This is a genomic window from Vreelandella venusta (assembly GCF_015689495.1).
In the GTDB taxonomy this organism is placed as follows: domain Bacteria; phylum Pseudomonadota; class Gammaproteobacteria; order Pseudomonadales; family Halomonadaceae; genus Vreelandella; species Vreelandella venusta.
The window spans coordinates 74,679-95,985 of sequence record NZ_CP065135.1 but is presented as its reverse complement, the minus strand read 5'-3'; the positions used below and the strand labels follow the sequence as shown (position 1 = coordinate 95,985).

Genomic DNA, 21,307 nt, shown 5'->3' with positions numbered 1-21,307 from the left:
AATGCGACCTGTTAGTAAGCCCTGTTTAGTAAGCCCTAGTCATCAATACCGTTAGAGCTGGCTCAAACGCGCTAACATTTCGTCGCTGGTCGATACCGCCTTACTATTAATTTCGTAGGCGCGCTGGGTTTGGATCATATTGACCATTTCCTCAACCACATTGACGTTCGAGGTTTCTACATAGCCTTGGAATAACCTGCCAGCCCCATTATTGCCGGGAACATTTTGGTTAGGCGCACCAGAAGCACCTGTTTCCAAGTACAAATTGCCGCCAACGCTCTCCAGGCCTGCTGGATTAATAAACGACGCTACGTTGATCTGGCCAATATCAGCATCTTGGGCGATACCTGGTTGGCGCACACTGACCGTACCGTCTTCACCAATCGTGACCGACAAGGCGTTAGCAGGAATAAAAATAGCCGGCTCTAATGGATAACCATTAGCAGTCACCATTTGACCATTTTCATTGAGCTGAAAACTGCCGTCGCGGGTGTAACCAACGGTGCCATCAGGCAGTAACACTTGAAAAAAGCCTTCTCCATTGATCGCCAGATCGCGGGAGTTACTGGTTTCTTCGAGGCCACCTTGGGTATGCAGGCGCTCAGTCGCCACCGCACGCACACCGGTACCTATTTGCATCCCAGAAGGCAGGCGATCCTGAATATTATTTTGCGCACCAGGCTGGCGCATATTTTGATAAAGCAGATCTTCAAACACAGGGCGGGAACGTTTAAACCCGTTTGTGCTTACGTTCGCTAGGTTATTGGAAATCACATCTAGCTTGGTTTGCTGAGACTCTAGCCCCGTCTTGGCTGTCCACAACGACTTAATCATAAGCGTGCTCTCTTGGCTGAGTGGCTGCTATCAGCCCTGAATAGATAAAATGCTGTTAGCGCGCTGAGCGTTTTCGTCCGCCGTGCTGAGCATTTTCATTTGCATGTCGTAACGGCGGGCAACATCAATCATCGACACCATGGCATCTACAGCGCTGACGTTACTGCCCTCTAGGGCACCACTGACAATTCGGGCATCCTCATCACCTGGAAGCACAGCGGCAACGCCTTCCTCATTCAATGGTCCACGAAACAGCCCGTCGTCACCGCGCATTAATGCCTGCTCATCGGGCGTGACTAGCTTGATGCGGCCGACATCGACCAGCGCTGCAGGCCCCTCACCTTGGGGGATCGCGCTGATGGTACCGTCCGCACCAATGGATATCTGCGCACCTTGCGGCAAGGCAATAGGGCCACCCTCTCCCATGACCGGACGCCCAACACTAAGCAGTACACCATCACTGTCCAGTTGCAGATCGCCTCGCCGGGTATACGCCTCAGTGCCGTCCTCGCCGAGCACCGCCATCCAGGCATCATCCTGCATAGCGATATCGAGGGTTCGACCCGTGCGCTCAATAGGGCCCTGCGAAAAATCGGTGCCAGGGGTGGTCGTCACCGTCGAGACCCGTGTGTCGAGTAGCCCAGCGCCCTCTACCGGGACTGAACGCGCTGCTTGCAACTGCGCGCGAAAGCCTGCAGTAGACACATTCGACAGGTTATTGCTAACCACTGTCTGCTGGTCCATCGTGTGTTTGGCGCCGCTCATGGCGGTGTATAGCATACGATCCACAACTGACTCCTTAGCTCAGCATCACGCCATTATCACAGCTGATTACAGGTTAATAATGGTCTGCAGGAGCTCGTCCTGGGTGCTGATAGAGGTTGAGTTCGCTTGGTAAGCTCTTTGGGAAACAATGGTGTCAACCAGTTGCTTTGCTAGGTCAGCATTAGAGTTTTCAAGCACGCCCGATTCAATGGTGCCAAAAACGCCAGTGCCCGCTGTTCCAATGATGCCAACGCCAGAAGCATTGGTTTCACGCCAAGCATTATCACCAATCGGCTGAAGACCTTCTTCGTTCGCAAAGTTGGCCAACACTACTTGACCAGCTTCACGACGCTGCTCGTTCGTAAAGATACGGATAACTTTGCCATCGCGAGTAATTTCTAAGCCCGCCAAGCTACCCGAAGAGTAACCATCTTGCGTCAATGTGTTCTGGATCGACGTGTTGTTAAACTGAGTAGTGCCCACTAAATTGAACGTAAAATCTAGCTCTTCAGCTCCGCCCAGATCGCCGGCAGGGAAAGTGAAGTTAACTTCCTCACCGCCACCAACGCCGATAATATTGTTATCGGCATCTCTTTCAAGAGAGCCGTTAGCGTCAAATGTTAATTCAAAGTCATTGCTATTATCTAACTTAACACCATCCCTAGCGACTTGAACATTCCAGGTGTTATCCCCGGTTTTGGTGTAATACGTAGAGATATTACGAGCATTACCCAGAGAGTCGTAAACCGTAAAACTATTAGAGAAGTGGTAGTCCACTTCTACTTCATTGGCAGGATCAGTAGTACCAAACTGGTTATAAAGCACTGCCGTTTGCAGATTTTCACCGGCAACAACACTAGCGTCTAAATTATAAGTAGCCGTGCTACGACCAGTTTCTTTGGCGGCAATATCATCTGCGGGAATACGCAATGCCTGAGGCGCGCCGCCAGCAATGACTTCGGAAAACGGGTCATTGATATCAGAAAGCCCATAACCGGTGAGGCGTTGGCCCGCAGCATTAACCAAAAAGCCTTGATTATCTTGACTAAACTGGCCGTTACGTGTGTAGGCGGCTTCGCCACTTGACTGCTCAACGCGATAGAAGCCACCACCCGCCACAGCAAGGTCCAGCGTACGCCCAGTCGCCTCTAAATCACCAGAAGTAAAATCTTGACGAACATTAGCCACTTTAACACCAAGGCCTACTTGGCTGTTCGCTCCAGCAAAAACATCGGCAAAAATAGCACCCGAACTTTTAAAGCCCACAGTCTGTGAGTTGGCAATATTGTTGCCTATAATTTTTAAGTTTTCAGACTGTGCATTTAAACCACTTAAAGCTTGAGAAAAGCTCATTACATTCTCCTAGAGAGTGATTTAGGCGTCTAAATCAAAGAATCTGTTTGACTTGATCCAACTGAACCTGTCCGTAAACAGCCCCTAAATCCAGTTTAATCTTCCCGCTACCATCATTAGGGGTCACACTATTAACAACCGCATAGTTCAATGCGGTTGAATCTAGTGTTTCACCCTCAGCATCTTTAGCCTCTAGCTGAACCGTATAACGACCACTAGCAGCGGCTTCACCCTGCTCGTTTTTACCGTCCCACTGGAAAGACTGCACACCGGCTTCTACCGCACCCAAGTTATAGCGCCTGATCACTTCGCCACCTTGGCCAACAATTACCGCGGTAAGCTGATCGGCAGGTTTAGCAAGCTCAATACCAAAGGGTGTCGTATAGAGTTTTCCTTCACTATCTTGCTCTAGCATGACCTTGTTGCCAGGCACCATCACGCCTTGGCCAATCAGGCCACTTGCTTGCAGTGCTTGGTTGGCATCCATTTGGCTCGTGATGCTTTGCAAAGTGGTGTTCAGCTGCTCAATCCCACTTACCGTATTAATCTGTGCAATCTGGGAGGTCATTTCCGCATTTTCCATTGGATTCAGCGGGTCTTGATTCTGTAGCTGAGTAATCAACAACGTCAGAAAGCTACTGCGCAACTCGTCTGATGCGTTCTGCTTTAACTGGGAGCCACTGCCGCCACCGTTAATCGCCGAAAGTGTTGCCGGGTCGATTGTGTTCATCATTACCCCTCACCCAGTGATAGCGTCTGCACCATCATCTGCTTCGTTGTGTTGAACACTTCTACGTTGGCCTGATAGGAGCGCGACGCCGAAATCATGTTGACCATTTCATGTACAGGTTCAACATTGGGCTTGGCGACATAGCCTTCTTCATCCGCAGCAGGATGGTTTGGCATGTATTGCAGACGTAGCGGAGCATCGTCTTCCACTACCTCTGTGACACGTACGCCACCGACGCCATATCGATTATTGTGTGCTTGGGTTTCAAACATCACTTGTTTGGCCCGATAGGTCTCGCCATCAGGGCCTGCAATGCTGTCGGCATTGGCCATATTGCTAGCGGTAACATTCATACGCTGCGCCTGGGCGCTCATAGCAGAACTAGCAATATCAAAGGCTGAAAACATCGACATAAATTACTTTCTCCTACCGCTCGGTTATTCCGGCTGCATCGCGTTTTTCAGGCCCTGAATGCGGCGATTCATAATGGTTAGTGCGGCTTGGTAACGCACAGCATTGTCTGCAAACTGTGTCCGCTCACGATCCATATCGACCGTGTTGCCATCCAAGCTGGGCTGATCGGGAATGCGATAAAGCAGCTCTGCACCGCCCACACCCCGCCATGCTGGGCCTTCACCTTGCAGATGACGCTCTGACGTTCGAGCCAGCGGCAGCGCGCCATTTTGCTGCTGCTGTGACTGACTGCCCGCAACCGCTTTCTTAAGTTCACTGGCAAAGTCGAGATCGCGCGCTTTATAGTTAGGCGTATCGGCATTGGCAATATTGGCTGCTAGCACGTCGTGACGCGCTTGGCGTAAGCCCAGTGCCTGCTGGTGATAGTTAAAGGCAGATTCAAGCTGGTCAATCATGCCAACCCTCGTTCGCTGAGAAGCAAATTAAAACGGATATTATTGATGATGAATAATAGGCTTCGCATCGTCAGCCTAAAGCATGGAACAGCTGCCGTTTACACCAGCATTTCATATGATGCACAGGGTACTTTTGCACTACACTGCACGGTTGATGATTATCATCTGCCTCCCTTCGATTGAGCGACTCTCCCATGCCACACCCACTGCGCCCAACGCGATACTATCTGGCGACCCTTAAGCAACTAGCTTGTCTATCACTGCTCAGCCTTGGCCTTTCATTTCACGCGCATGCCAATAGCCAACAGTTGATGGATACCGTTCAACAGTTCCTCTATCAAGAATCTCAATCGCTTGGCCAGGAAGTGATGATTGATATCTCACCGCCTTCTGCACATTTACCTGAGTGCATTGCCCCCGAACCCTTTTTTCCGAATGCTAACCAATCCCCTATCGGGCGCGTTTCGGTCGGCGTACGCTGTGGCGAAAATCGTCGTCAAGTGCGGTATATCCAGGCGCAAATTGATATCATTGGTAGTTACGCCGTGGCTGGGCAGGATATTGATAGGGGCACGCTCATCACGAGCGATATGCTGACATCACGCGAAGGCAATCTTGGGGATCTAGCCGCCCAAGCACTTATCGACCAAGACGATATTATCGGTATGGTCGCGCAGCGGCCTATTCGAAGCGGCGGTACTTTCCAGTCCCATTACCTGCAAGCGCCTCAAGTGGTGAAACGAGGGCAACGCGTCACTGTCATAGCAGAGGGCGCTGGTTTCCGAGTATCACGCGAAGGTGAGGCCTTGTCTGATGGTGCACAAGGCGAGCGTATTCGTGTGCGCTTCGATACGCGAGAATTAGTCACCGCACGCATTATTGGCCAAGGAACCTTGGTAATAGATTTTTAATCTAATGGCTAAAGTCCATACTACCCAGGCCGATAGTAATAAGTAATACAGCGCATGACGCCCCAACGTTGACGATGAGGCAAACAACGTGAAAATCGATAATATTAATCCGCTGCTACGTTCTAACCAGGCGCAGCAGCGTGATGAAGCACAGAAAATAGCTGGCAATAAGCCAGCCGAAGCAGACAACGCAACACGATCAGCAACGCAACTTAGCCAAACGCATACAGATAGCTCACACGATATCGATATGGCAAAAGTTGAGGAAATTCGTGAAGCTATTCGTGAAGGAAAGCTAGAAATTCGCGCGGATCGCATTGCTGACGGCTTAATTGCTAACTTAAAAGATTGATAAGCGAACGATTATGGGTCTCTCACGACTGCTCTCAGATCAGTTACAACGCCTTGATGAATTAGCACAGCTGCTCTCAGATGAACAAACACAGCTGACTAAAGGCAGCATTGACGGAGATGCGCTCTCCGCTATAGCCCTGCAAAAACAGGCGCTGTTAGTTGAGCTGGAACGCATCGAACAATTGCGCCGAAACGTTCAGGCAAAGCTTGGCTATGCAGACGGTGCGCTTGGCGCCAAACAAGCTGCTAACGATGCGGACTGCTTGACCACCTGGGAAAGCTTGCTCGAAAAAAGCGAGCGTGTATCACGCATGAACGAATTAACCGGGCAAATGCTATCGCTTAGAGTGAAGCACAATCAGGAAATGCTGGATTACATCCGCCAAATTGCTGAAAAAACTCTCTACAAGCCAAATGGGCGCAATAATGCCCAACCCGGTCGCTTTAACGCGTCTGCCTAGCAATTCTTGACCAGTCCTTCTTGACCAGCACTTCTATACAAACATAGACAAAAACTGTACAAGCAGCTTTAATGTGAATATTAATGTTCATAATTGGAGCCTAACGGATGCTTGCCCATCTTCCAGACAGCTTTACCGCTGTCGTCACCGGTGCCAATGGCGGCATAGGTAACGCTACTATTAAGCAGCTGCTTACCGACACTCATGTGGGGAGTGTCATTGCCGTAAGCCGCTCACCCCTTGTCTCTCAAGATCCATCTTTTCAGGACGCATCCGTTGAGATGGTAAACGCCGATATCACGACACAATTAGGGCGTGAAGCTCTTCGCCAACAGCTAAACGGACGTCCCATACACCTACTATTTAATGCTATTGGCACGCTGCATGATGACTCACGTGATGTACAGCCCGAGAAACGCTTAGAGCAGTTAGATGAAGCATCATTCGCCCATGTTATGCATGTTAATGCCACTACGCCCGCCCTACTGATTGCCGCACTGAAGCCATTGTTGCAAGGCAAACATCCGGCCATCGTCGCCAGTTTGTCGGCACGCGTGGGATCCATTGGCGACAATCGGCATGGGGGCTGGTACAGCTATCGGGCTAGTAAAGCAGCGCACAACATGCTGATGAAGACACTCTCCATCGAACTAACGCGACTTAACAAACAGTCTATTGTGCTGTGCCTACACCCGGGCACTACAGATACATCGCTTTCGAAACCTTTCCAAGCCCGTGTTCCCAGCGAAAAGCTATTTACGGCAGATTTTGTCGCTGAACAGCTATTAAAAGTAATATCTAAACGCACCCCCGAAGATACTGGCAGCTTCTGGGATTGGGCTGGCAAGCCTATCGAATGGTAAGTATCAGACAAAAAAATCCCCCAGGGCACCAGCCCTGGGAGATTTTTATGAATAAGTGGCTAACGATACACCCTCCTAGCCCTGCGAGCCGCCCTTGTTATTTATTCTCTTAGGCCCTGCCCCTTGTAATTCCCGCAGGCCCTTAGCAGGAATCCATGTTGGGCTGGGGTTTCGGGCTGTTGCAGGACAAGGTGGATTCCCGATCACCCCACTCGGGAATGACGGTGTGGTGGCTCGGGGATGACGTGCGGTGTGGCCGCTTTGTGACAGGGGCTAGGGAGTGCTTTTTTCTTCCGCGCAAACAAAAAACCCAGCCGGTTGGCTGGGTTCTTTGTTCAATAAGTGCCTGACGATGACCTACTCTCGCATGGGGAGACCCCACACTACCATCGGCGCTAAGCGGTTTCACTTCTGAGTTCGGCATGGGATCAGGTGGTTCACGCGTGCTATGGTCGTCAGGCGTAACTTGTAATGCATATCATGCTGATGTGTTTTGTGGCGTCTCTCGTTTCCTGTCATCGGCAGGAAGCGCGTATCCGGTTTTCGTTATCACTGCGACCAGACCCCTTGGGTGTTATAGGGTCAAGCCTCACGGGCCATTAGTACACGTTAGCTCAACGCCTTGCAGCGCTTCCACACCGTGCCTATCAACCAGCTGGTCTCGCTGGGCCCTTCAGGAGGCTCTAGGCCTCAGGGATGTCTCATCTTGAAGGGGGCTTCCCGCTTAGATGCTTTCAGCGGTTATCCCGTCCGCACATAGCTACCCGGCAATGCCACTGGCGTGACAACCGGAACACCAGAGGTGCGTCCACTCCGGTCCTCTCGTACTAGGAGCAGCCCTTCTCAAACATCCAACGCCCACGGCAGATAGGGACCGAACTGTCTCACGACGTTCTAAACCCAGCTCGCGTACCACTTTAAATGGCGAACAGCCATACCCTTGGGACCGACTTCAGCCCCAGGATGTGATGAGCCGACATCGAGGTGCCAAACACCGCCGTCGATGTGAACTCTTGGGCGGTATCAGCCTGTTATCCCCGGAGTACCTTTTATCCGTTGAGCGATGGCCCTTCCATACAGAACCACCGGATCACTAGAACCTGCTTTCGCACCTGCTCGACGTGTCTGTCTCGCAGTCAAGCACCCTTATGCTCTTGCACTCATTGCACGATGTCCGACCGTGCTGAGGGTACCTTCGTGCTCCTCCGTTACTCTTTGGGAGGAGACCGCCCCAGTCAAACTACCCACCACACACTGTCCTCGATCCGGATAACGGACCTGAGTGAGAACGCCAATGATGCCAGGCTGGTATTTCAAGGTTGGCTCCCCTCGAACTGGCGTCCGAGATTCAAAGCCTCCCAGCTATCCTACACAGGCAACATCAGCGTCCAGTGTGAAGCTATAGTAAAGGTTCACGGGGTCTTTCCGTCTAGCCGCGGGTACACCGCATCTTCACGGCGATTTCAATTTCACTGAGTCTCGGGTGGAGACAGCGTGGCCATCATTACGCCATTCGTGCAGGTCGGAACTTACCCGACAAGGAATTTCGCTACCTTAGGACCGTTATAGTTACGGCCGCCGTTTACCGGGGCTTCAATCAAGAGCTTCGGACGAATCCTAACACCATCATTTAACCTTCCGGCACCGGGCAGGCGTCACACCCTATACGTCCGCTTGCGCGTTAGCAGAGTGCTGTGTTTTTACTAAACAGTTGCAGCCACCTGGTATCTTCGACCGGTTCGGGCTTAGAGAGCAAGTCTCATCACCCTACGCCGGCGTGCCTTCTCCCGAAGTTACGGCACCATTTTGCCTAGTTCCTTCACCCGAGTTCTCTCAAGCGCCTTGGGATTCTCACCCTGACCACCTGTGTCGGTTTGGGGTACGGTCGCACATGATCTGAAGCTTAGAGGCTTTTCCTGGAAGCGTGGCATCAATGACTTCCTGACCGTAGTCAGTTCGTTTCGTGTCTCGGCCTTGAAGGGTCCCGGATTTACCTAAGACCCAAGCCTACTCACTTTCACCAGGACAACCAACGCCTGGCTCACCTAGCCTTCTCCGTCCCCCCATCGCAATCATGTCCGGTACGGGAATATTGACCCGTTTCCCATCGACTACGCCTTTCGGCCTCGCCTTAGGGGCCGACTCACTCTGCTCCGATTAGCGTCGAACAGAAACCCTTGGTCTTCCGGCGGGGGAGTTTTTCACTCCCCTTATCGTTACTCATGTCAGCATTCGCACTCGTGATACCTCCAGCGAACTTCTCAATTCACCTTCATCGGCTTACACGACGCTCCTCTACCGCTCACACATAGTGTGAACCCGTAGCTTCGGTACCTGGTTTAGCCCCGTTACATCTTCCGCGCAGGCCGACTCGACTAGTGAGCTATTACGCTTTCTTTAAAGGATGGCTGCTTCTAAGCCAACCTCCTAGCTGTCTGAGCCTTCCCACATCGTTTCCCACTTAACCAGGATTTCGGGACCTTAGCTGACGGTCTGGGTTGTTTCCCTTTTCACGACGGACGTTAGCACCCGCCGTGTGTCTCCCACGCTTGCACTCACCGGTATTCGGAGTTTGCCTCGGGTTGGTAAGTCGGGATGACCCCCTAGCCGAAACAGTGCTCTACCCCCGGCGGTGATACGTGAGGCGCTACCTAAATAGCTTTCGAGGAGAACCAGCTATCTCCGAGCTTGATTAGCCTTTCACTCCGATCCACAAGTCATCCAAATCTTTTTCAACAGATCCTGGTTCGGGCCTCCAGTTGATGTTACTCAACCTTCACCCTGCTCATGGATAGATCGCTCGGTTTCGGGTCTATATCCAGCGACTGTGTCGCCCAGTTAAGACTCGGTTTCCCTACGGCTCCCCTAAACGGTTAACCTCGCCACTGAATATAAGTCGCTGACCCATTATACAAAAGGTACGCAGTCACAGAACAAGTCTGCTCCTACTGCTTGTACGCACACGGTTTCAGGGTCTATTTCACTCCCCTCTCCGGGGTTCTTTTCGCCTTTCCCTCACGGTACTGGTTCACTATCGGTCAGCCAGGAGTATTTAGCCTTGGAGGATGGTCCCCCCGTCTTCAGTCAAGGTTTCTCGTGCCCCGACCTACTCGATTTCACATGATCAGATTTTCGACTACGGGGCTATCACCCACTACGGCCGCGCTTCCCAGCGCATTCGTCTAATCAGTCACATGCTTAAGGGCTGGTCCCCGTTCGCTCGCCGCTACTAGGGGAATCTCGGTTGATTTCTTTTCCTCAGGGTACTTAGATGTTTCAGTTCCCCTGGTTCGCCTCTTACGCCTATATATTCAGCGCAAGATACTCATCTTATGATGAGTGGGTTTCCCCATTCAGAGATGCCCGGGTCACAGGTTGTTTGCCACCTCGCCGAGCCTTATCGCAGGCTTCCACGTCTTTCATCGCCTCTGGCTGCCTAGGCATCCACCGTGTGCGCTTCATTGCTTGACCCTATAACCCGAAGGAGTCTGGTGTCTCGCAATGATAACGATTGCCGGATACGCTTGAGACGTATCACAAAACAATTACGTATAAACGTTTTAAAACGTTTATGTCAGCATGATATACATTGTTAAAGAGCGACTGCTATGCGCAGTGATAAGCGAGTGCTTTTTTCACATTAAAAGAAAAAGAAAGACCTTTTTTTCTTCTTTCAACATAAAGAAAACGCTTATCACTGCGTATCAACAGCATTCTGATCAGGTAATTCATTGTGAGCGCTTACCGCGAGGGATGATGCATCGTTTAAGGAGGTGATCCAGCCGCAGGTTCCCCTACGGCTACCTTGTTACGACTTCACCCCAGTCATGAACCACACCGTGGTGATCGCTTTCCCGAAGGTTAAGCTAACCACTTCTGGTGCAGTCCACTCCCATGGTGTGACGGGCGGTGTGTACAAGGCCCGGGAACGTATTCACCGTGACATTCTGATTCACGATTACTAGCGATTCCGACTTCACGGAGTCGAGTTGCAGACTCCGATCCGGACTGAGACCGGCTTTTCGGGATTAGCTGACTCTCGCGAGCTCGCAACCCTTTGTACCGGCCATTGTAGCACGTGTGTAGCCCTACTCGTAAGGGCCATGATGACTTGACGTCGTCCCCACCTTCCTCCGGTTTGTCACCGGCAGTCTCCTTAGAGTTCCCGCCATTACGCGCTGGCAAATAAGGACAAGGGTTGCGCTCGTTACGGGACTTAACCCAACATTTCACAACACGAGCTGACGACAGCCATGCAGCACCTGTCTCTGCGTTCCCGAAGGCACCAAGTGATCTCTCACAAGTTCGCAGGATGTCAAGAGTAGGTAAGGTTCTTCGCGTTGCATCGAATTAAACCACATGCTCCACCGCTTGTGCGGGCCCCCGTCAATTCATTTGAGTTTTAACCTTGCGGCCGTACTCCCCAGGCGGTCGACTTATCGCGTTAACTTCGCCACAAAGTGCGCTAGGCACCCAACGGCTGGTCGACATCGTTTACGGCGTGGACTACCAGGGTATCTAATCCTGTTTGCTACCCACGCTTTCGCACCTCAGTGTCAGTGTCAGTCCAGAAGGCCGCCTTCGCCACTGGTATTCCTCCCGATCTCTACGCATTTCACCGCTACACCGGGAATTCTACCTTCCTCTCCTGCACTCTAGCTTGACAGTTCCGGATGCCGTTCCCAGGTTGAGCCCGGGGCTTTCACAACCGGCTTATCAAGCCACCTACGCGCGCTTTACGCCCAGTAATTCCGATTAACGCTTGCACCCTCCGTATTACCGCGGCTGCTGGCACGGAGTTAGCCGGTGCTTCTTCTGCGAGTGATGTCTTTCCTAATGGGTATTAACCACTAGGCGTTCTTCCTCGCTGAAAGTGCTTTACAACCCGAGGGCCTTCTTCACACACGCGGCATGGCTGGATCAGGCTTTCGCCCATTGTCCAATATTCCCCACTGCTGCCTCCCGTAGGAGTTCGGGCCGTGTCTCAGTCCCGATGTGGCTGATCATCCTCTCAGACCAGCTACGGATCGTCGCCTTGGTGAGCCTTTACCTCACCAACTAGCTAATCCGACATAGGCTCATCCAATAGCGGGAGCCGGAGCCCCCTTTCTCCCGTAGGACGTATGCGGTATTAGCCTGGGTTTCCCCAGGTTATCCCCCACTATCGGGCAGATTCCTACGCATTACTCACCCGTCCGCCGCTCGTCAGCGGGTAGCAAGCTACCCCTGTTACCGCTCGACTTGCATGTGTTAGGCCTGCCGCCAGCGTTCAATCTGAGCCATGATCAAACTCTTCAGTTTAAAATCATTGTGATGCTTACTCGTTACCCGAAGACAACAAAAGCGCATCAAACTTGGCTCAAGGTTCAAACGAATTCATTCAAACTTTCGTTCTCATGACCGCTTGCCTTGATATTTGGTGATTTATCACCCTCATCGGCAAGCGCCCACATGAATTACCTGATCAAATTGTTAAAGAGCTGTTTTCGCTGCTGAACTTCCGAAGAAGTCACTGGCTAACCGATGAACTGGCTCGCCTCAGCGAGGAAGGCGTATTCTACGCATTTCCTAGTGTTTGTCAATCACTGTTTTAAGTGAGTGAAGCGAGTGAGCGAAGAAAGCAAGATAACAATGCTTTCTGGCGTGGCTCGTTTCAAAAAGCGCTGGAAGACATCGAAGCATATTACTACTGAGTTCTTCTAACTCTCTGACAAACCGAAGGTTTTCACCTTCAATCACCGCTGGTAACGCTGTGCGTCCCCGGCAGCGGATGCGTACTTTACGGATTCGCTGCCGTCTTGGCAAGGACTTTTGAAAAAAAACGCCAACATTCGTCTATTACCCCATATACCGCAGCACCACCCTCTCTATTTAAGCAAGCGTAGGAATTGCGTCAGGCACTAATGATTCGGTGCTGAGATCGGCAATGGTTCGCGCCCCAGTGAGCGTCATCGCCACTTTCATCTCTTTTTCAAAAAGCTCAAGCAGGTTAGCAACTCCCGCTTCACCTGCTGCTGCAAGCGCATAGATAAAGGCGCGACCAATCAATGCCGTATCTGCGCCCATGGCAATCATCCTCACTACATCCAACCCATTACGCACACCAGAATCCGCCAGGATGGCCAGGTCACCCTTAACTGCATCGGCAATAGCGGGCAGGGCACGTGCGCTAGAAGGCACGCCATCCAACTGACGGCCACCGTGATTTGAAACTACAATACCGTCAGCCCCAAAGCGGACTGCATCACGGGCGTCTTCAGCATCCAGTATGCCCTTAATAACCATTGGGCCGTCCCACTGCTCACGAATCCAATCCAAATCTTTCCAGGAAATAGAGGGATCAAAGTTATCGCCAAGCCAAGCAATATAATCCTCAAGCTCCGTCGGCTGACCACGATAATCAGACACGTTACCTAGATCATGCGGGCGACCATGCACACCGACATCCCAAGCCCAAAGGGGGTGCAACGCAGCTTGAAGCATACGCCTCATAGGTCCGCTTTTACCGCTCATGCCTGAATGGGCATCGCGATAACGCGCTCCAGGTACAGGCATATCAACGGTGAAGACTAATGTTTTAACCCCTGCCGCCTTAGCACGCTCAAGCACGTGCTTCATAAACCCCCTATCCTTCAATACATAAAGCTGAAACCAGATGGGTCGCTCAACTACTGCTGCCACTTCAGCAATAGAGCATACGGATACCGTCGATAACGTAAACGGTATGCCCTTCTTGGTCGCTGCGCGTGCCGCCTGAACTTCGCCGCGCCTAGCGTACATGCCTGCCAACCCCACCGGCGCCAAGGCAAGAGGCATTGCCATCTTTTCACCGAACAGCTCAGTTTCTAGCGATAGCGACGACATATCTTTCAACACACGCTGCCGCAACGCGACACCCGCCAAGTCTTCAACATTGCGCCGCAACGTATGCTCTGCGTATGCCCCGCCATCAGCATAGTGAAACAGAAACGGGGGGATGCGACGCTTGGCAGCTTGGCGGTAGTCCGTCGGTGATGAAATGATCATGGCAGGCCCTATGCAATAAATAGATGCACTACTTATAAGTACTATCTATAAACGGTCATCGAAGCGTCAGTATTAAGCGCCCCAGAAAAATTGGTTTTACCAATTTACAAACAATGAGTATCAACAGTAATGAGGCACAGAGAGCGTGTCAAACACGCATCGCGCACTATGACGTGTTTTAGCCATATACTTTAGTTAAAAACCAAATAAACAGTGTGAACAGCCAACCATTTGCTAAGCTTTTGCTATTGAGGCAAACCATTAAAGCCCCTATCATTGGTCTTACCAATTATGAGGATCTGCGCTAATGACTTATCCACCGCTCCGTCAGCAGCGCTTGGCTGATGTGATTACCGAGCGCCTTGAGGCCATGATTCTTGAAGGTAGCCTCAAGCCTGGCCAGCGCTTGCCCCCGGAAAGAGAGCTTGCTGAACAGTTTGGCGTGTCGCGCCCTTCTCTTCGTGAGGCTATTCAAAAGCTTGCCGCACGGGGCCTGCTTAATAGCCGCCAAGGGGGTGGTACCTTCGTGAATGAAACGCTAAACAGCGGCTATACCGATCCTTTATTGGAAATGCTTTCCCGACACAAAGAGTTTCATTTGGATTTGCTTGAATTTCGCGATGCGATGGAAGGCATTTCGGCTTATTACGCCGCGTTACGCTCCACACCGGCGGACAAAGCGGTATTAATCCAGCGCTTTGAAGAACTTGACGGTGGATTTGTGGGTGCCAACCCCGCCCAGGAGGCAAAGCTAGATGCTGCCTTCCACCTCGCTATTGCAGAAGCTGCTCATAACGTACTGTTACTACATACTATTCGAGGAATTTTTCATCTATTAGAGCAGAGTATCGTTGATAACCTCGCCCATCTTTTTGCAAAGCCCGACTCGCGCTCGCAGTTAATGAAGCAACACCGCGCCCTGTTAGATGCGATTTTAGAAGGCCGTGCTGAAGATGCTCGCAGCCGAGCGCACGAACACCTAGTGTACGTTGAGGAAGGTCTTCTCGAGATGGCCAGAGCGGAAACCCGCGCCCAGCGAGCATTGCGTCGTGCCCAAGGTACCAGTAGCACACCCGCATGAGTCGCTTATCTCGCCTTTCAGCCTATCGCTGGCGGCTAATCTGGCTGATCGCGATTCCGCTAGGACTAATACTATGCATGTGGCAAGCCGCTCAACTCGCCCGCGAGCAAGCGCTATCAAACTTACAAGACGATGCCGAAAACGAGCTACGACTTTCTGCCGCCAACTTAAACGGTTACCTGCTGCGTTATGATTATTTGCCACAAATGCTGGCGACCAGGGAAGGCGTACAACGTTTTTTAGACTCCCCTGACAGCCAAGACCCCATGCCGCTCAACTTACTGCTTGATCGTTTTCGCTTTACTTCTGGGGTCTCTGATGTCTATTTGCTTAACCGTGACGCCGATACCATCGCTGCCAGCAACTGGCACCGCCCCAATACATTTATTGGTCAAAACTACGCGTTTCGCAGCTATTACACCGACGCTATTACTGGGGGGCAGGGGCGTTTCTTTGGTTTAGGCGTACAGTCGCTTGAGCGTGGTTACTACTTTTCTGCGCCGGTGTGGCTTGACGACACCTCGCCCGATGCAAAGCCCGACGGCGTTATCGTCGTTAAAGTGCTGCTCGACGATGTTGAAGAGGGCTGGGCGGAACAGGATGCTGAGCTGTTTGTCACCGATAGCGACAATATTATCTTCATGGCCAGCCACCCTGAGCTACGCATGAATGCCCTCCATCCTCTCACTGACGACCAACGTGACACCCTCCGGGCAACCCGGCGCTATGCGATGGAACCTTTAACGCCTTCCGGCATTGAGCTTGAAGCCCCTTACGGGTCAGATAGCTATCTCGTTAGCTTCACTAGCGGCCCACTAATCGGTGGGCACTATTTAAGCCTTACGCGCCCCATTCCAGAGTTTGGCTGGCAAATGCATATTTTAAAACCACTCACCCCCGTGGTGAATGCCCAGTGGATTGCGGCATTGATGGCGGGAGGCTTATATGGCGTGGTGGCCCTGGGCGGAGGCATTGGTTGGCAACGCTTGCGTTTACGCCGAGAGCGCGAAGCATTTGCAGAACGCGAACGGCAAACCCTAGCCAGGGTACGCGATGAGCTAGAGGTTAGCGTAGAACGAAGAACACGTGATTTAGTCGCCAGTAATCAGCGGCTCTCTGATGAAATAGAGGAGCGACGGCGCGCAGAAGCGAGTTTACGCCAAACCCAAGATGAGCTGATCCAAGCGGCAAAGCTTGCGGTACTGGGCCAATTGGCTGCCGGTATTAATCACGAGCTAAATCAGCCCTTAGCGGCTATTCGCGCCTACGCTGAAAATGGCCGACGGTTTATTGAACTGGCGCAGGTAGATAAAGCAGACGCTAACCTAGCGCAAATTGTCGAGCTTACCCAGCGCATGGCCGATATTAGCGCTCAGTTGCGCCAGTTTTCTCGTAAAAGCAGTGAGCGCCAGGAAACAATCTCTGTGCAAGCTTGTATTGAGTACGCCTTGCGTTTATTTCACAGCCGCTTACGCGATGATGACATCAAGGTGGTCCAACAATGGCCCGAGGAAACGCTTTGGGTTGAGGGTGATTTAGTCCGCTTAGAGCAAGTACTGGTGAACCTGATCAGTAACGCGTTACAGGCAATGAAAGAGGTAGCGTCGCCCATGCTGACGCTAAGTGTCGAAATCGCACAACAGCAAGTGATGATCAGCGTTGCCGATAATGGCCCTGGTGTCTCGGAAAACCACTTGGGTCAGATTTTTGAACCCTTCTTCACCACCAAAGCACCCGGTAGCGGATTAGGGCTAGGACTTTCGATTTCCTCACGTATTATGGAGGATCTGGGCGGCAAACTGCTGGTAGCAAATCAGCCCACTGGCGGAGCGCGCTTCATCATTACGCTACCCTGCTCAACAACACCTAACGTACTGCCGCCCTACTCAGTCAAGGAGAATAACAACCATGCATGAGCCGTCGACGCTGCCGGTCATGGTGATCGACGACGAACCACATCTGCGTATCACCGCCAGCCAAACACTCGAACTCGCAGGCTACACGCCTCACTGTTTTGAGTCTGCAGAACAAGCGCTTGAGGCACTACCAGCAAATTTTCCCGGTGTAATCGTCAGTGATATTCGTATGCCTGGCATGGACGGTATGGCACTACTGCATGAATTACACAGCCGTGATGCCACACTGCCGATTATCTTAATCACTGGCCACGGTGACATCTCAACCGCGGTCGAGGCGATGCGCGCAGGTGCTTGGGATTTTCTGGAAAAGCCTTTTGCTGGGGATCAGCTACTCGATGTCGTGAGACGAGGGATCGAAAAGCGCCAGCTAAGCCTGGAAAACTTACGCTTAAAAGCCGAACTTGAGGTCCAGCAAGCGGCCCTTGGCCCACGCCTTGTGGGCCGCACACCGGTGATTTCTCGTCTGGCGGCAATGATTCAGCGCATTAGTCAAGTAGAGGCTGATGTACTGCTATTTGGCGAAACCGGCACCGGAAAGGACCTTGTCGCCCGTGCCATTCATGAACGTAGCGCCCGGCGCAATAGCCCGTTTATGGCGATCAACTGCGGCGCAGTGCCAGAAAACACCATAGAGTCGGAACTATTTGGCCATGAGAAAGGCGCCTTTACCGGCGCTGTAGAACGGCGAATTGGTAAGTTTGAACATGCCAATGGTGGCACCGTGTTCCTGGATGAGATCGAATCAATGCCATTGGCACTTCAGGTTAAGCTGTTGCGCGTATTGCAGGAGCGCAGCATCGAACGCCTTGGCGCCAACGAGACAGTACCACTCAATATACGAGTGATTGCCGCCACCAAAGTGGATCTCAAAGTCGCTGCTGAAGAGGGTAGCTTTCGCGAAGATCTCTACTATCGACTCAACGTGGTTACCCTGCCACTGCCCGCGCTACGCGAACGGCGTGAGGACATTCCACTGCTGTTCCAGCATTTCGCCGTGGTCGCTGCCAACCGTAGCGGCTTAGAAGCCCCCACCTTGGACAGCCATTCGATAGCCGCACTACTGGCTCACGACTGGCCTGGTAATGTTCGCGAACTACGTAACCTCGCAGAGCGTTATGTATTACTGGGAGCAGCCTTTGACTATCGCTTGGATGCATTACTGGAAGGGGCCAACGCCGACACCGAAGAGCCAACGTTGCCGCGCCAAGTAGAGCTATTTGAAAAGAGCCTGATTAGCCAATCACTGTCCCGCCATCATGGGCGTGTCACCGACGTGTGCCGTCATCTGGGCATACCCCGCAAAACTTTCTACGACAAGCTCAAAAAACACAGCTTAAGCGCAGACGATTATCGCCATAGCAGCGATCCTTGATGAAATAACTCAACCAACACGTCCCACGGCGGCACCCAGGGAACCAGGGTAAATAGCGCAATCAGCATAAAAACATTCGAAAGTGGGCGACGACCATCGCCCAGCTTTAGCGCGGTACCAAAAGAGCGCTTTAACCGCGCCCCCTCTAGGTCCACGCTGAAAAGCTCGTCCAGGCTCAAATGAATGATAAACCCCAGCATTACCGCTGCACTATGACACCAGGCCAGCCAAGCCGGCTGTGCCAGTAAATGAAAACTAAACGCTGCTGTCACCAGCGCGCACAGCACAGCCGCCATCAATGAGTGCCAAATACCCCGATGAACCGTTAGCCGTGCAAACACCACTGCCGCCAAATAACGTACGCTAACGTAAATGCCGCCACACGCCACCAGCAACAAACCGGGTGTTAACCAGGGCTGCAACAACAACACACCAATCACCAGCGAAGGCACCGATAAAAGATTAAAAATCAATCGAATAGAGCGAGATCGGTCTGCATCTATGTCAGGCAAAATACCGCCAAAGGCTACCAGGGCAATAATTAATAGCGCCTGAGTCACTGGCCACCACTCAGCCTGCCAGCCAACATAAGCCATTAGCACGCCGCCTGCTGCTGCTACCGTAATGTGCGTGCGAAAATTCGCCATAGCGCGGCATTCCTAGAAAACTGGATAAATTACCAGATTTTTGGCTGCCGCAACATGACTATTTAAGAAAAAAGAGTGTTAGGCCAACTGCTTAGCACCTACATTAGGAAACTTACTGAGCAAGAAACTGATCTTTTAACTTAACGTAGTTACCTGCCGTGTAAGGAAAGAAAGCGCGCTCTTTATCTTTCAGCGGGCGTAATGCTTTCGCCGGGTTTCCAGCATATACATGGCCACTTTCCAGGCGTTTCCCCGGGGTTACTACCGCACCAGCAGCAATAATCACCTCATCTTCGACAATCGCCCCATCCATCACAATTGCCCCCATCCCCACCAAAATTCGGCTACCCAGCGTACAGCCATGCAAAATCGCTTTATGGCCAATGGTGACATCATCACCAATCGTCAGTGGAAAGCCATCAGGATTGAAATCGCTGGCATGGGTAATATGCAGCACGCTGCCATCCTGCACGCTAGTACGAGCGCCGATGCGGATCCGATGCATATCACCCCGAATCACCGTCATCGGCCACACCGAACAGTCATCGCCCAGCTCTACATCACCAATCACCACGCTAGCGGGGTCGATATAAACCCGCTCGCCAAGGCGAGGCGAAATACCTTGAAAGGGTCGTAGGGCATTGCTCATTGCACACTCCTGCTTAACGCTATTGGATTCAAATATTCATGGACTATAGCAACCCGCCGAGCAAAACAATAAACGTCAGCGGAATCGACACCCAGCGTACAATATTACGCCAGAGTACATAGCCACTCTCCCCAACACCCAATGCTTGTACAACCTGCTCGCGGGGCATTACCCAAGCAGCAAAGACCGCAATTAACAATCCACCCAAAGGCAGGAAGATATCAGGCGGAATACTACTGACTAGCTCAAAAACATTGCGTCCAAACAACGGCCTGACGTCGGCGAGAGTAGAAAACGAAAACGCCGAAAGCAGCCCCAACAACCATACACTCAGCGCTACGACGGCCGTTGACACACTGCGCCGCCACCCAAGCCCTTGCAACGTCGCCACCATGGGTTCAGCGAGGTTAATCGCAGAGGTCCAGGTAGCCAATAAGAGCAATAAAAAGAACACACTTAACCAAAACGCTCCCCAAGGCAGCTCAGAAAAAGCAATAGGCAGCGTCACAAACATCAACCCTGGACCGTCGGCAGGGTCCATACCTTGGGCAAATACCACCGAAAAGATCGCAATCCCTGCTAACAAGGCAACGCTGATATCGAGCATGGCAACTGCAAACGCAGCTTTTGGCAGGCTCTGCTCATCAGGCATATAAGCCCCATAAGCCATGAGCGCACAGGCCCCTACTGCCAGGGTAAAAAATGCATGCCCCATAGCATGCAACACCACTGAGGCCGTTACATCGCCAAACGACGGTAAAAACAGCCATGAAAGGGCTGTGCCAAATCCGTCAGTGGTTGTGGCATAACCAGCCAGTAGCAACAGTAAACCGTACAGCAGCGGCATTAATAGGTTGTTCAACCTCTCTAGGCCTTTAGCAACGCCTGCTGCCACCACCGTCATGGTCATAAATAGGAACAACGAGTGGTTAAAAATCAACAGGCCAGGGTTGGCCAGAAACGCCTCGAAACCCGCGCCTATTTCTGCTGCGCTTGCGCCATCGAAATCCCCGTTGATGGAAGCGACTAAAAACTCAATCGACCAACCTGACACTACCGAGTAGAACGATAAAATACAGAAGACAGTGAATGCACCAAACAGCCCTAGCCAGCGCCAGTGTCGAGAAGCGCCTGCATCAACGGCTAGCTTACTTAGCGCTTGCATTGGCCCACGGCGCCCTGCCCGACCAATTAAAATCTCGGCCATCATTACCGGGATACCTAACAGCAGTACAAACGCTACATAGATTAATAAAAATGCCGCGCCACCGTTCTCGCCTGCAACGTACGGGAAACGCCAAATATTACCCAGCCCAACTGCAGCTCCCGTTACCGCTAAGATAAAGGCTCGCTTTGACCCCCAGCGCTCCAGCGTTTCACTCATCACTTGCTCCTGCCATTGGTGGCACTAGTTGGCGACACTAAAAAGCGGCAAGACTAGCAGGCGCTTACGCTCAGGCCAAACCCTGGTTC

At 51.9% G+C, this 21,307-nt stretch carries 17 protein-coding genes and 3 rRNA genes; 7 read left to right on the top strand and 13 right to left on the bottom strand.

All coding sequences use genetic code 11. The features are described 5' to 3' along the window. Window positions 1-51 precede the first annotated feature (51 nt). From flgG to flgB, 6 genes are read right to left on the bottom strand one after another with little or no spacing between them, the layout of a single operon-like run. On the bottom strand, window positions 52-834 hold the full coding sequence (gene flgG, locus IR195_RS00405; RefSeq protein WP_089040084.1) for a flagellar basal-body rod protein FlgG: 783 nt from the start codon (window positions 832-834) through the stop codon (window positions 52-54). Window positions 835-864: 30 nt separating this feature from the next. Continuing rightward, entirely contained in the window at window positions 865-1,623 is a 759-nt protein-coding gene (locus IR195_RS00400) for a flagellar basal body rod protein FlgF (RefSeq protein ID WP_206048494.1), read from the bottom strand. Window positions 1,624-1,665: 42 nt separating this feature from the next. Further along, the gene (gene flgE / locus IR195_RS00395; protein WP_125744781.1) at window positions 1,666-2,952 is read right to left on the bottom strand and encodes a flagellar hook protein FlgE; all 1,287 of its coding nucleotides are present in this window, start codon (window positions 2,950-2,952) and stop codon (window positions 1,666-1,668) included. Window positions 2,953-2,986: 34 nt separating this feature from the next. Next, entirely contained in the window at window positions 2,987-3,685 is a 699-nt protein-coding gene (flgD, locus tag IR195_RS00390; RefSeq protein ID WP_423250116.1) for a flagellar hook assembly protein FlgD, read from the bottom strand. Continuing rightward, entirely contained in the window at window positions 3,685-4,095 is a 411-nt protein-coding gene (flgC, locus tag IR195_RS00385; RefSeq protein ID WP_038480124.1) for a flagellar basal body rod protein FlgC, read from the bottom strand. Before flgC ends, flgD begins: the two co-directional genes overlap by 1 nt. A 24-nt stretch (window positions 4,096-4,119) precedes the next feature. Then, complete coding sequence (gene flgB / locus IR195_RS00380) at window positions 4,120-4,551, bottom strand: flagellar basal body rod protein FlgB (protein ID WP_125744779.1); 432 nt, start codon at window positions 4,549-4,551, stop codon at window positions 4,120-4,122. A 194-nt stretch (window positions 4,552-4,745) separates the two neighbouring features. Between flgB and flgA the strand changes: the two genes are divergently transcribed. The 4 genes from flgA (at window position 4,746) to IR195_RS00360 (ending at window position 7,140) form a co-directional block, all read left to right on the top strand. Then, window positions 4,746-5,462 carry a flagellar basal body P-ring formation chaperone FlgA gene (flgA, locus tag IR195_RS00375; RefSeq protein ID WP_206048493.1) on the top strand — a complete coding sequence of 239 codons (717 nt, stop codon included), beginning with the start codon at window positions 4,746-4,748 and terminating at the stop codon, window positions 5,460-5,462. An 88-nt stretch (window positions 5,463-5,550) separates the two neighbouring features. Then, window positions 5,551-5,814, top strand: coding sequence for a flagellar biosynthesis anti-sigma factor FlgM (gene flgM / locus IR195_RS00370; RefSeq protein ID WP_146943111.1), 264 nt, complete (start codon window positions 5,551-5,553; stop codon window positions 5,812-5,814). A gap of 13 nt (window positions 5,815-5,827) precedes the next feature. Continuing rightward, window positions 5,828-6,277: a flagella synthesis protein FlgN gene (locus tag IR195_RS00365; RefSeq protein WP_125744773.1), complete on the top strand. Its 450-nt coding sequence runs from the start codon at window positions 5,828-5,830 to the stop codon at window positions 6,275-6,277. Window positions 6,278-6,384: 107 nt separating this feature from the next. Further along, the gene (locus IR195_RS00360; RefSeq protein WP_206048492.1) at window positions 6,385-7,140 is read left to right on the top strand and encodes an SDR family NAD(P)-dependent oxidoreductase; all 756 of its coding nucleotides are present in this window, start codon (window positions 6,385-6,387) and stop codon (window positions 7,138-7,140) included. A gap of 344 nt (window positions 7,141-7,484) precedes the next feature. On the opposite strand, the gene rrf is transcribed toward IR195_RS00360, so the two are convergent. The 4 genes from rrf to lldD form a co-directional block, all read right to left on the bottom strand. Further along, window positions 7,485-7,600, bottom strand: a 5S ribosomal RNA gene (gene rrf / locus IR195_RS00355). Window positions 7,601-7,718: 118 nt separating this feature from the next. Further along, a 23S ribosomal RNA gene (locus tag IR195_RS00350) occupies window positions 7,719-10,611 on the bottom strand. Between the two features lie 295 nt (window positions 10,612-10,906). After that, window positions 10,907-12,441: ribosomal RNA gene (locus tag IR195_RS00345) — 16S ribosomal RNA — on the bottom strand. The 16S, 23S and 5S rRNA genes sit together here, the layout of an rRNA operon. A 570-nt stretch (window positions 12,442-13,011) precedes the next feature. Further along, on the bottom strand, window positions 13,012-14,166 hold the full coding sequence (gene lldD / locus IR195_RS00340) for an FMN-dependent L-lactate dehydrogenase LldD (protein ID WP_206048491.1): 1,155 nt from the start codon (window positions 14,164-14,166) through the stop codon (window positions 13,012-13,014). Between the two features lie 307 nt (window positions 14,167-14,473). On the opposite strand from lldD, the gene IR195_RS00335 reads away from it, so the two are divergent. From IR195_RS00335 to IR195_RS00325, 3 genes are read left to right on the top strand one after another with little or no spacing between them, the layout of a single operon-like run. Continuing rightward, a complete protein-coding gene (locus IR195_RS00335; RefSeq protein ID WP_125744767.1) occupies window positions 14,474-15,247 on the top strand; it encodes a GntR family transcriptional regulator in 774 nt (257 codons plus the stop codon). Beyond that, window positions 15,244-17,163: a sensor histidine kinase gene (locus IR195_RS00330; RefSeq protein WP_206048490.1), complete on the top strand. Its 1,920-nt coding sequence runs from the start codon at window positions 15,244-15,246 to the stop codon at window positions 17,161-17,163. The genes IR195_RS00335 and IR195_RS00330 overlap by 4 nt, the downstream gene beginning before the upstream one ends. Further along, window positions 17,156-18,538, top strand: coding sequence for a sigma-54-dependent transcriptional regulator (locus IR195_RS00325; protein ID WP_146945325.1), 1,383 nt, complete (start codon window positions 17,156-17,158; stop codon window positions 18,536-18,538). Before IR195_RS00330 ends, IR195_RS00325 begins: the two co-directional genes overlap by 8 nt. Here the strand turns inward: IR195_RS00325 and IR195_RS00320 are convergent. The 3 genes from IR195_RS00320 to IR195_RS00310 all read right to left on the bottom strand — a co-directional run bounded on the left by IR195_RS00320 (window position 18,514) and on the right by IR195_RS00310 (window position 21,218). Continuing rightward, entirely contained in the window at window positions 18,514-19,185 is a 672-nt protein-coding gene (locus IR195_RS00320; protein ID WP_146945324.1) for a metal-dependent hydrolase, read from the bottom strand. The genes IR195_RS00325 and IR195_RS00320 overlap by 25 nt on opposite strands. 112 nt (window positions 19,186-19,297) lie before the next feature. Then, window positions 19,298-19,834, bottom strand: a complete 537-nt coding sequence (locus IR195_RS00315) for a gamma carbonic anhydrase family protein (RefSeq protein WP_038480096.1) — start codon at window positions 19,832-19,834, stop codon at window positions 19,298-19,300. A 43-nt stretch (window positions 19,835-19,877) separates the two neighbouring features. Beyond that, the gene (locus IR195_RS00310) at window positions 19,878-21,218 is read right to left on the bottom strand and encodes a sodium-dependent transporter (protein ID WP_125744757.1); all 1,341 of its coding nucleotides are present in this window, start codon (window positions 21,216-21,218) and stop codon (window positions 19,878-19,880) included. Window positions 21,219-21,307: the final 89 nt, after the last annotated feature.

What these genes read in the sequence shown, in the direction of transcription:
- flgG (WP_089040084.1), bottom strand. Translation starts at nt 834, where the DNA reads ATGATTAAGTCGTTGTGGACAGCCAAGACGGGGCTAGAGTCTCAGCAA.
- flgE (WP_125744781.1), bottom strand. Translation starts at nt 2,952, where the DNA reads ATGAGCTTTTCTCAAGCTTTAAGTGGTTTAAATGCACAGTCTGAAAAC.
- flgD (WP_423250116.1), bottom strand. Translation starts at nt 3,685, where the DNA reads ATGATGAACACAATCGACCCGGCAACACTTTCGGCGATTAACGGTGGC.
- flgC (WP_038480124.1), bottom strand. Translation starts at nt 4,095, where the DNA reads ATGTCGATGTTTTCAGCCTTTGATATTGCTAGTTCTGCTATGAGCGCC.
- flgB (WP_125744779.1), bottom strand. Translation starts at nt 4,551, where the DNA reads ATGATTGACCAGCTTGAATCTGCCTTTAACTATCACCAGCAGGCACTG.
- flgA (WP_206048493.1), top strand. Translation starts at nt 4,746, where the DNA reads ATGCCACACCCACTGCGCCCAACGCGATACTATCTGGCGACCCTTAAG.
- IR195_RS00365 (WP_125744773.1), top strand. Translation starts at nt 5,828, where the DNA reads ATGGGTCTCTCACGACTGCTCTCAGATCAGTTACAACGCCTTGATGAA.
- IR195_RS00360 (WP_206048492.1), top strand. Translation starts at nt 6,385, where the DNA reads ATGCTTGCCCATCTTCCAGACAGCTTTACCGCTGTCGTCACCGGTGCC.
- lldD (WP_206048491.1), bottom strand. Translation starts at nt 14,166, where the DNA reads ATGATCATTTCATCACCGACGGACTACCGCCAAGCTGCCAAGCGTCGC.
- IR195_RS00335 (WP_125744767.1), top strand. Translation starts at nt 14,474, where the DNA reads ATGACTTATCCACCGCTCCGTCAGCAGCGCTTGGCTGATGTGATTACC.
- IR195_RS00330 (WP_206048490.1), top strand. Translation starts at nt 15,244, where the DNA reads ATGAGTCGCTTATCTCGCCTTTCAGCCTATCGCTGGCGGCTAATCTGG.
- IR195_RS00325 (WP_146945325.1), top strand. Translation starts at nt 17,156, where the DNA reads ATGCATGAGCCGTCGACGCTGCCGGTCATGGTGATCGACGACGAACCA.
- IR195_RS00320 (WP_146945324.1), bottom strand. Translation starts at nt 19,185, where the DNA reads ATGGCGAATTTTCGCACGCACATTACGGTAGCAGCAGCAGGCGGCGTG.
- IR195_RS00315 (WP_038480096.1), bottom strand. Translation starts at nt 19,834, where the DNA reads ATGAGCAATGCCCTACGACCCTTTCAAGGTATTTCGCCTCGCCTTGGC.
- IR195_RS00310 (WP_125744757.1), bottom strand. Translation starts at nt 21,218, where the DNA reads ATGAGTGAAACGCTGGAGCGCTGGGGGTCAAAGCGAGCCTTTATCTTA.